Source organism: Segeticoccus rhizosphaerae (assembly GCF_009192725.1).
In the GTDB taxonomy this organism is placed as follows: Bacteria; Actinomycetota; Actinomycetes; order Actinomycetales; family Dermatophilaceae; genus Segeticoccus; species Segeticoccus rhizosphaerae.
In genome coordinates this window covers 1-9,069 of record NZ_VOHR01000145.1, presented here as the reverse complement: position 1 = coordinate 9,069, position 9,069 = coordinate 1, and the positions used below count along the sequence as shown (strand labels likewise).

Annotated in this window: 10 protein-coding genes; 7 read left to right on the top strand and 3 right to left on the bottom strand. The window is 70.5% G+C overall.

What is annotated here, in order from left to right:
* A partial coding sequence (locus FRW57_RS12485) for an SDR family NAD(P)-dependent oxidoreductase (protein WP_152186118.1) occupies positions 1-640 on the top strand: 640 nt, incomplete at its 5' end.
* Positions 637-1,716, top strand: a complete 1,080-nt coding sequence (locus tag FRW57_RS12480; RefSeq protein WP_152186117.1) for a threonine aldolase family protein — start codon at positions 637-639, stop codon at positions 1,714-1,716. The genes FRW57_RS12485 and FRW57_RS12480, both read left to right, overlap by 4 nt.
* 105 nt (positions 1,717-1,821) lie before the next feature.
* Here the strand turns inward: FRW57_RS12480 and FRW57_RS12475 are convergent, their stop codons facing one another.
* The gene (locus FRW57_RS12475; protein WP_152186116.1) at positions 1,822-2,646 is read right to left on the bottom strand and encodes an SGNH/GDSL hydrolase family protein; all 825 of its coding nucleotides are present in this window, start codon (positions 2,644-2,646) and stop codon (positions 1,822-1,824) included.
* Entirely contained in the window at positions 2,643-3,323 is a 681-nt protein-coding gene (locus tag FRW57_RS12470) for a uracil-DNA glycosylase (protein WP_152186115.1), read from the bottom strand. The genes FRW57_RS12475 and FRW57_RS12470 overlap by 4 nt, the downstream gene beginning before the upstream one ends.
* 109 nt (positions 3,324-3,432) lie before the next feature.
* Between FRW57_RS12470 and FRW57_RS12465 the strand changes: the two genes are divergently transcribed.
* From FRW57_RS12465 to groL, 3 genes are all read left to right on the top strand, one after another.
* Positions 3,433-4,800 (top strand): pyridoxal phosphate-dependent decarboxylase family protein, encoded by a 1,368-nt coding sequence (locus FRW57_RS12465; protein WP_152186114.1) that lies wholly within the window; start codon positions 3,433-3,435, stop codon positions 4,798-4,800.
* 121 nt (positions 4,801-4,921) lie between these two features.
* Positions 4,922-5,209 carry a DUF3263 domain-containing protein gene (locus FRW57_RS12460; RefSeq protein WP_202911431.1) on the top strand — a complete coding sequence of 96 codons (288 nt, stop codon included), beginning with the start codon at positions 4,922-4,924 and terminating at the stop codon, positions 5,207-5,209.
* A gap of 390 nt (positions 5,210-5,599) precedes the next feature.
* Positions 5,600-7,228 (top strand): chaperonin GroEL, encoded by a 1,629-nt coding sequence (gene groL / locus FRW57_RS12455; protein WP_137120688.1) that lies wholly within the window; start codon positions 5,600-5,602, stop codon positions 7,226-7,228.
* A gap of 161 nt (positions 7,229-7,389) precedes the next feature.
* Here groL and FRW57_RS12450 read toward each other — a convergent pair whose 3' ends face one another.
* Positions 7,390-7,686, bottom strand: a complete 297-nt coding sequence (locus FRW57_RS12450; protein WP_137120687.1) for a WXG100 family type VII secretion target — start codon at positions 7,684-7,686, stop codon at positions 7,390-7,392.
* A 142-nt stretch (positions 7,687-7,828) separates the two neighbouring features.
* On the opposite strand from FRW57_RS12450, the gene FRW57_RS12445 reads away from it, so the two are divergent.
* Together FRW57_RS12445 and FRW57_RS12440 are read left to right on the top strand one after the other, a co-directional pair.
* A complete protein-coding gene (locus FRW57_RS12445; protein WP_152186113.1) occupies positions 7,829-8,614 on the top strand; it encodes a DUF4031 domain-containing protein in 786 nt (261 codons plus the stop codon).
* Between the two features lie 4 nt (positions 8,615-8,618).
* The coding region (locus FRW57_RS12440; protein ID WP_152186112.1) for a dihydrofolate reductase family protein at positions 8,619-9,069 on the top strand (451 nt) is incomplete at its 3' end.

The window sequence follows — 9,069 nt, the reverse complement described above, 5'->3', positions numbered from 1 at the left end:
GGCCGTGGTGCAGCGGCTCGCGGCGTCCGGCGCCACCGTCGTGGCGGCCGGGCGCGACCAGGGTCGGCTCGACGCCGTGCTGCAGGCCGCTGGGGAGACCGCGGGAGAGGTGCAGACCGCAGTCGTCGACCTGCTGGACGAGGCTGCCACCACGGCGTTCGCCGCCGCGGTCTCGGACCGGAACGGACGCGTCGACGGCCTGGTGCACCTGGTCGGCGGCTGGCGCGGTGGCAAGGGCATCGTCGAGACCGACCTGGCCGACTACGAGTGGCTGCACGACCACCTGGTGCGCACCCTGCAGCACGTCTCCCGCGCGTTCCATGACGCACTGCGGGCCAGCGTGCGCGGCCGGCTGGTCATCATCTCCACCCACCAGGTCGAGGCGCCCAGCGCCAAGAACGCGTCGTATGCCGCGGCGAAGGCCGCCGCGGAGACGTGGACCCTCGCCGTGGCAGACTCGTTCTCGGGCAGCGGAGCGGCTGCCGTGGTGCTGCCGATCAAGGCGTTGCTGACGCCCGCGATGCGCGAGGCCAAGCCCGACGCGAAGTTCAGCGGTTACACCCCGGTCGCCGACCTGGCCCGCACCATCCACGACCTGTGGCTGACGCCCGCCGACGACCTGAACGGACGACGACTGTGACCGAACCGGCGACCGAGACCGCCCCACCCCTGCACGACGCCCAGGCCCGAGGCTTCGCCAGCGACAACAGCGCCGGCGTGCACCCGGAGATCCTCGACGCCATCACCCGCGCCAACGGAGGACACCAGGTCGCCTACGGCGCCGACGCCTACACCGCGCGGCTGCAGGAGGTCTTTCGCGGGCACTTCGGCGAACGAGCCACGGCATTCCCCGTCTTCAACGGCACCGGTGCCAATGTCATCTCGCTGATGGCGGTGACCGAGCGGTGGGACGCCGCGATCTGCAGCGACCTCGCGCACATCAACATCGACGAGTGCGGCGCCCCCGAGCGCGTCGGCGGCGTCAAGCTGCTCACCGTGTCGGCGCCGGACGCCAAGCTCACGCCGGAGCTGATCGACCGCCAGGCCTGGGGTTTCGGCGACGAGCACCATGCCCAGCCCAAGGTCGTCTCGATCACCCAGAGCACCGAGGTCGGCACCGTCTACTCCGTGGACGAGCTGTCGGCGCTCGTCGAGCACGCCCACGGCCTCGGGCTCGTCGTGCACATGGACGGTGCGCGAATCGCCAACGCGGCTGCGGCCCTCGGTGTGCCGCTGCGCGCGATCACGACGGACGTGGGTGTCGACATCGTGTCGTTCGGCGGCACCAAGAACGGGCTGATGTTCGGCGAGTGCGTGCTCGTGCTCAGCCCGGACGCGGTGCGCGGTGTCGACTTCGTGCGCAAGGCGAGCATGCAGCTTGCGTCGAAGATGCGGTTCGTCTCCGCGCAGTTCGATGCGCTGCTGTCGGGCGACCTGTGGCTGCGCAACGCGACGCATGCCAACGCGATGGCTCGGCGGCTGCACGAGGCCGTGCGTGAGGTCGAGGGGGTGCAGGTGACCCAGCGGGTCGAGGCCAACATGGTCTTCGCCGTCCTGCCACCCGAGTCGACCACCCGGCTGCAGAAGCTCTATCCCTTCTACGTCGTGGACGAGGCGCGGGGGACGGTCCGGTGGGTCACGTCATACGACACGACCGAGCAGGACGTCGACGGCTTCGCCGCGGCCGTGCGCGCCGAGCTGTCCAGCGGCAACTGAACCAGGACCCACCGTGGGCGCCCGACGGGGCGGCCACCGCGTCGTCGGTTGGCCTGTTTGGAGCCCGCGTCGGCGCGGCCGACCTGACCGCCCGTCCTGGTGGGCTCAGGGAGCGGAGTCGGGCCCGGACGGTTCCTCGAGCGGGGCGATCGTCGGGCGCTTCGCGCTGATCCCGTCACCGGAGGACCGACCGCGCAGTCGGCGACCGACCCACGGGCGGAGGTATTCGCGCGCCCAGCGGGCGTTGCCGCGCGCCAGCGCCAATCGGCCCACCGGCATCACCGGGGGCAGCGGCCGGGCCCAGTCGTCTTCGTCCACCTCGTGCCCGAGGGCGGCCAGCGCCCGGAGCGCGACCCGGCGGTGGCCCTCGGGCGTCATGTGGATCCGGTCGTCCGCCCACATCCGCCAGTCCTTGAGCGGGATCATGCTCCACTGGTCGAGCACGTGGGCGCCGTGCCGACGAGCGATGGACCAGAGGTGGGCGGTGTAGATAGCCACCCGACCACGCGTGTGCCGCAGCAGCGGAGCCTCGCTCGGGTCGGCAGGGGTCGCCATCAGGACGTCGGCGCCGCTCGCGCGCAGCCGTGCGACAGCTCGCTCCAGCTCACCGGCAAGGGCGTCGATGTCTGCCCGCGGCCGCAGGATGTCGTTGCCGCCGCCGACGATGCTCACCAGGTCGGGCTCCAGCGCGAGGGCGGCTTCCACCTGCGGTCCGGCGATGTCGGCCAGCAGCCGGCCGCGGATGGCCAGGTTGGCGTAGCCGAAGTCACCACCCTCCCCGACCGCCCGGGCGGACAGGTGCGATGCGAGGCGGTCGGCCCACCCCACATAGGTGTCCGGCCGGTCGGGGTGCGGATCACTCATGCCCTCGGTGAACGAGTCCCCGATCGCGACGTAGCGGTGCCAGGTGCGGGGCGCGGGCTCGGTCAAGGAAGGCTCCAGTCGATGGGGTCGGCTCCCTGCTCCTGCAGGAGGTGGTTGGCGCGACTGAACGGCCGTGACCCGAAGAAGCCGCCATGGGCGGACAGCGGTGACGGATGGGCGCTCTCGACGCACGGCACCGCGCCGAGGTGCGGACGCAGGTTGCGGGCGTCGCGGCCCCACAGGACCGCCACCAGCGGCCCGCCGCGCGCCACGAGAGCCGAGATGGCCTGTGCGGTCACGGTTTCCCAGCCCTTGCCACGGTGGCTGGCCGGTTTGCCGGGCGACACGGTGAGCACCCGGTTGAGCAGCATCACGCCCCGGTCGGCCCACGGTGACAGGTCGCCAGTGGTCGGCGTCGGCGCGCCGAGGTCCGCGGCCAGCTCGGTGTGGATGTTGGCCAGGCTGCGCGGGAACGGCCGGACGTCCGGGGCGACCGAGAAGGACAGACCCACGGCGTGGCCGGGAGTCGGATAGGGGTCCTGGCCCACGATGAGCACCCGCACCCGGTCGAGCGGGTGGCTGAACGCACGCAGGACGTGCTCGCCCGCCGGCAGGTAACCCCGGCCGGCCGCCACCTCCTCGCGCAGGAAGGCGCCCAGGTGGGCCACGGCACCGGACACCGGCTCGAGGGCCTCGGCCCAGGTGGGGTGGATCAGCTCAGTCAGTGGTCGCGGGTCCGGCACCCGGCCAGCGTATGCCGTGCCGGTATGTCCTCATCGTCGCCGCTGTCGCCGCTGCGGTCCAGCCTCGGCGATCGTCGTCGTCGCTTCGCGAGGCTCGTAGACTCCCCGGGTGCACGGATTCACCGACGAGACCGAGGCCCTGGGCCAAGCGATCCTCAGCTACGCCGCCGACCGGCTGCGTCTCGACCCGGTCCCGCTCGACGGTCCTCGGACTCCTGAGCAACTCGACAAGGTGGCGGGCGCCACGATCACGCCGGGCGGGATGGGCGGTGCCGCAGCGCTGCGGCTGTTCGAGGAGGTGCTCGCGCCGGCCTGCCTGTCGATCGACCATCCCCGCTACCTGTCGTTCATCCCGTGCGCCCCGACCGAGGAGGCGGCGATGTTCGACCTCGTGGTCGGTGCCTCCTCGATCTACGGCGGCTCCTGGCTCGAGGGAGCGGGTGCGGTGCACGCCGAGAACCAGGCGCTGCGCTGGATCGCCGACCTGGCAGGGCTGCCGGAGTCGGCGGGGGGCTCCTTCGTGCAGGGCGGGACGATCGGCAACCTGTCGGCCCTGGTGACCGCGCGCGCGACGGCGCGCGTCCGGCATACCGAGCAGGGACGCACCGGCGAGGGCCCGCGGCCGTGGAAGGTGGCCGCGACGGCCGGGTCGCACTCGTCCATCGCCTCTGCCTGCCACGTCATGGACGCCGAGCTGGTCCCCGTGCCGGTCGACGAGCACTGGCGGATGACCGGGGAGTCGCTCCGGGCGGTCCTCGAGCAGGAGGGCCCGGAGACGATCTTCGCCGTCGTCGCGACCTGCGGCACGACCAACTTCGGGGTGATCGACGACCTCGCGTCGGTCGCGGAGGTGTGTGGGGAGTTCGGGGTGTGGCTGCACGTCGACGGGGCCTACGGCGGCGCGGGCCTGGCTGCGCCGTCGATCCGCGACCGGTATGCCGGGGTCGAGCGGGCCGACTCGTTCATCGTCGACCCGCACAAGTGGCTGTTCGCCCCCTTCGACTGCTGTGCCCTGCTCTATCGCGAGCCGGCTCTCGCCCGCGCCGCGCACACGCAGAAGGCCAGCTACCTCGACGTGATCACCGACCGGCCGGAGTGGAACCCGTCGGACTACTCGGTCGGCCTGACCCGGCGGGCCCGCGGCCTGCCGCTCTGGTTCTCGCTGGCGGCGAACGGCACCCGTGCCTACACCGACGCGGTCGAGCGCACGCTGGAGGTGGCCCGGTTCGCCGAGGCGGAGATCGAGCGGCGGGACTACGTCGAGCAGGTCCATCCCGCCGGCCTGACCGTCGTGGTGTTCCGGCGGCTGGGGTGGGGTCCGGCCGACTACCAGGAGTGGAGTGACGGCCTGCTCGACCGTCAGGAGGGTTTCGTGGTGCCGACCTCGCACGACGGCGAGACCCTGGCGCGGTTCGCCATCGTCAACCCGCTGACCCGTGAGGACGACATCACGGCCATCCTGGACTCGATGGCATGAGGCGCTCGAGGTGATGAACAGTTTGACGTGTGCGGGCGGCATACCGGCGGAACCGGACACGGAATCACATGGCTGTCATTCGCGCGCTAGGATGGGCGGGCACGTCACCCAGGGAGGTCGCATGAACACCGCAGCGCAGGCCGAGAGCACGTCCACCGACGAGCTGAGCGAGCGCGATCGCGAGATCATCGCCTTCGAGCGCCAGTGGTGGAAGTATGCCGGCGCCAAGGAGCAGGCGATCCGCGAGCTGTTCGACATGAGCTCCACCCGCTACTACCAGGTGCTCAACTCCCTGATCGACAGCCAGGCGGCCCTCGAGGCCGACCCGATGCTGATCAAGCGGCTGCGTCGGCTGCGCGCGAGCCGCCAGCGGGCCCGGTCGGCCCGCCGCCTCGGTATGCAGGTCTGACGACGAGCGCGTGAGGATCGAGCGTAGCGAGGCCCGGAGCGCGCGAGGAGCCAGACCAATCAAGCAGGTCTGACGACGAGCGCGTGAGGATCGAGCGCAGCGAGGCCCGGAGCGCGCGAGCCCCACTTCCCGGGGGGATCTTCGTGAGGTTTCGGCCCCAGGAGGGCGCCAAACCTCGCGAAGATTCCTCGCGGGGGCTTGGCATTTGCACTCGAGGGGGTCGAGTGCTAATCATTGCTTTAGCACTCTCACCCCGAGAGTGACAGAATGACTCGACCGTTCGTCGAGGACCGGAGAGCGCAGGGGACCTGAGCCTGCGGGATCCGGTTCGTCCGTCGCGGGCGACGCGCGGTCACTCAAACCGTATTCGTGTGGGAGGAACCACCGCACATGGCCAAGACCATTGCTTTCGACGAGGAGGCTCGCCGCGGTCTCGAGCGGGGCATGAACACCCTCGCCGACGCTGTCAAGGTGACCCTCGGCCCCAAGGGCCGCAACGTCGTGTTGGAGAAGAAGTGGGGTGCCCCCACCATCACGAACGATGGTGTGAGCATCGCCAAGGAGATCGAGCTCGAGGAGCCGTACGAGAAGATCGGCGCCGAGCTCGTCAAGGAAGTTGCCAAGAAGACGGACGACGTCGCCGGTGACGGCACGACGACCGCCACGGTGCTCGCCCAGGCCATGGTCAAGGAGGGTCTGCGCAACGTTGCGGCAGGCGCCAACCCCATGGCCCTCAAGCGCGGCATCGAGCAGGCCGTCGAGGCCGTGGCCGAGCAGCTGCTGACCTCGGCGCGTGAGGTCGAGACCAAGGAGCAGATCGCCCAGACCGCCGGCATCTCCGCCGGTGACCCGGCGATCGGCGAGCTCATCGCCGAGGCGATGGACAAGGTCGGCAAGGAAGGCGTCATCACGGTCGAGGAGAGCCAGACCTTCGGTCTGGAGCTCGAGCTGACCGAGGGCATGCGCTTCGACAAGGGCTACATCAGCCACTACTTCGTCACCGACACCGAGCGCATGGAGACCGTGCTCGAGGACCCATACGTCCTCGTCGTGAACTCCAAGATCGGCGGCATCAAGGACCTGCTGCCGGTGCTCGAGAAGGTCATGCAGTCGGGCAAGCCGCTGGTGATCATCGCCGAGGACGTCGAGGGCGAGGCCCTGTCGACCCTGGTGGTCAACAAGATCCGTGGCACCTTCAAGTCCGTGGCCGTCAAGGCCCCCGGCTTCGGTGACCGCCGCAAGGCCATGCTGGCCGACATCGCCATCCTCACCGGTGGCCAGGTCATCTCCGAGGAGGTCGGCCTCAAGCTCGAGTCGACCGAGCTGGACATGCTGGGCAAGGCGCGCAAGGTCGTCGTGACCAAGGACGAGACGACCATCGTCGAGGGCGCTGGCGACGCCGACCAGATCGCCGGTCGGGTCAGCCAGATCCGCACCGAGATCGAGAACTCCGACTCGGACTACGACCGCGAGAAGCTGCAGGAGCGGCTGGCCAAGCTCGCCGGCGGCGTCGCCGTCATCAAGGCGGGCGCGGCCACCGAGGTGGAGCTCAAGGAGCGCAAGCACCGCATCGAGGACGCGGTGCGCAACGCCAAGGCTGCGGTTGAGGAGGGCATCGTCGCCGGTGGTGGCGTGGCTCTGATCCAGTCGGGCAAGACCGCCTTCGAGAAGCTCGACCTGGTCGGCGACGAGGCCACGGGTGCCAACATCGTCAAGGTCGCCATCGAGGCGCCGCTCAAGCAGATCGCGATCAACGCCGGTCTCGAGGGTGGCGTCGTGGCGGAGAAGGTGCGCGGGCTCGAGGTCGGCCACGGCCTCAACGCCGCGACCGGCGAATACGTCGACATGCTGGCTGCCGGCATCAACGACCCGGTCAAGGTGACCCGGTCCGCGCTGCAGAACGCTGCGTCCATCGCCGCGCTGTTCCTCACCACCGAGGCAGTCGTCGCCGACAAGCCGGAGAAGGCCGCACCGGCCATGCCGGGTGGCGACGGTGGCATGGGCGGTATGGACTTCTGACGATCAAGCGAGCGCAGCGAGCGTTGAGGAAGAAGTCCAAAAGGACAGCCTTCTGATCCGCCTGGTGCCATCGCAGTCGGAGTGAAGTGACAGAGAGGGCGGTCTCCCCGAGAGGGGAGGCCGCCCTTCGTCGTGCCTGATGCAGCCGGCGCGCGGGTTGGTCAGCGCTGGCTGAACATGCGGGTGTTGGCGTTCTCCACCTCGCCGTACTGCGTGGCGGCCTGGCCGAGGGCAAGGCTGATCCGCTGCAGGGAGTCACGCACCTGGTCCTGGGTGCGGCGCCAGTCCTCGCTCACCCCCGCGAAGTTCGCCGCTGCCGAGCCCTGCCAGGTGCCCTGCAGGGCGTTCAGCTTGCCCATCATGGCCTTGACCCCGGCCTCGATCTCGCCGGCGACACGGTTGATGTCACCGGAGGCCGAGCTGATCTGCTCGGTGTCGACCTTGAAGACGCTGCTCATGGTTGCTCCTCGTCTGTGCGTTGGCGCTGGATTGTCTGTGCCCTCGAAACTACGGCGGATGGCGCAGCGACCGCGGAAGTTGTCCACAGGGGGCAGGGGTGTCATGTCATAGGGTCTGGGAGTCCGAGGAGGAGCGCCGACTGTGACCATCTGGATCGACCCGCCGCGCTGGCCGGCGCACCAGCGCCTGTGGTCGCACCTGATCAGCGACCAGTCGTATGACGAGCTGCACACCTTCGCGGGAGCGGTCGGCATACCACGGGGTGCCTTCGAGGGTGACCACTACGACGTCCCGCAGGAGCGCTACGACGCGCTGGTGTCCGCCGGCGCGGCCCCGACGTCGGGCAAGGACGTGGCGCGCCGGTTGCGCGACAGCGGGCTGCGGTTTCCCAAGCGGCGTGGGGAGAAGCCGCTCGCCAGTGTCCGTGACATCGTTCCGGGCCTGAGCGTCGGCCACCGGATGGACCTGATCGCCTCGCCCTTGCCGACGCCGGAGGGCCAGACCGCGGCGGCCGCCGTGTTCGTCGTGGACGCCGCTGGGTCGCTGCTGCTCGTCCACTCGGTGGTGCGCGACGCCTGGGGTGCTCCGGCCGGCGGCCGCGAACCGGGCGAACAGGTCCGGGAGGGCGCGGTGCGCGAGGTCTGGGAGGAGTCGGGGCTGCGCCTGCTGCCCGACGACCTGGTGCCGTGCGGCTACGAGCGGCTCATCTTCGACGACGGCGTGCCGGTCGGGCGCTGGCCGCACGTCCGCAACTACGTCGCCTGCTTCGTTCGGCGGCTCGACGTCGTGCGGCCCCGGGTTGAGCCAGTGCTCGACGACGTCGACGCCGCCGACTGGTTCGGTTACGACGAGGTGGAGCGTCGCTGCCGGAACGAGTACTGGTGGCCGTTGCTCGAGCGCGTGGTCGCCGCGGTAGCCAGGGCGTGACGAGATGGCCACTGTGGTGATGCACGGCGTGGTGTCGGTGGACGGGTTCGTCGCCGACGAACACGATGAGGTCGGGCCGCTGTTCGACTGGTACTTCGGCGGGGACACTGACCTGGTTGACGGCGGCGCCTTCAAGGTCACGCGCACCTCGGCCGACTACGTCCGACCACTGTGGGAGGACATCCGGTCGACGGTGATCGGGCGGCACCTGTTCGACCTGACCAACGGTTGGGACGGCTCCCCGCCGGCCGGCGAGCACGTGGTCGTGGTGACCCACCGGCCCGAGCCCGACGGCTGGAAGCCACGCCACGCGACCGGCGGCCCGCACCCGGGCGCGGCGGCGTCATACGACTTCATCGGCGATGTGACGCAGGCGGTGGCGCGCGCGAAGGAGCTCGCCGGGGACGGCGCGGTGGCGGGGGCCGCGGGCGACGTCGGCGGGCAGGCGCTGGCGC

What these genes read in the sequence shown, in the direction of transcription:
- FRW57_RS12450 (WP_137120687.1), bottom strand. Translation starts at nt 7,686, where the DNA reads ATGAGCAGCGTCTTCAAGGTCGACACCGAGCAGATCAGCTCGGCCTCC.
- groL (WP_137120688.1), top strand. Translation starts at nt 5,600, where the DNA reads ATGGCCAAGACCATTGCTTTCGACGAGGAGGCTCGCCGCGGTCTCGAG.
- FRW57_RS12460 (WP_202911431.1), top strand. Translation starts at nt 4,922, where the DNA reads ATGAACACCGCAGCGCAGGCCGAGAGCACGTCCACCGACGAGCTGAGC.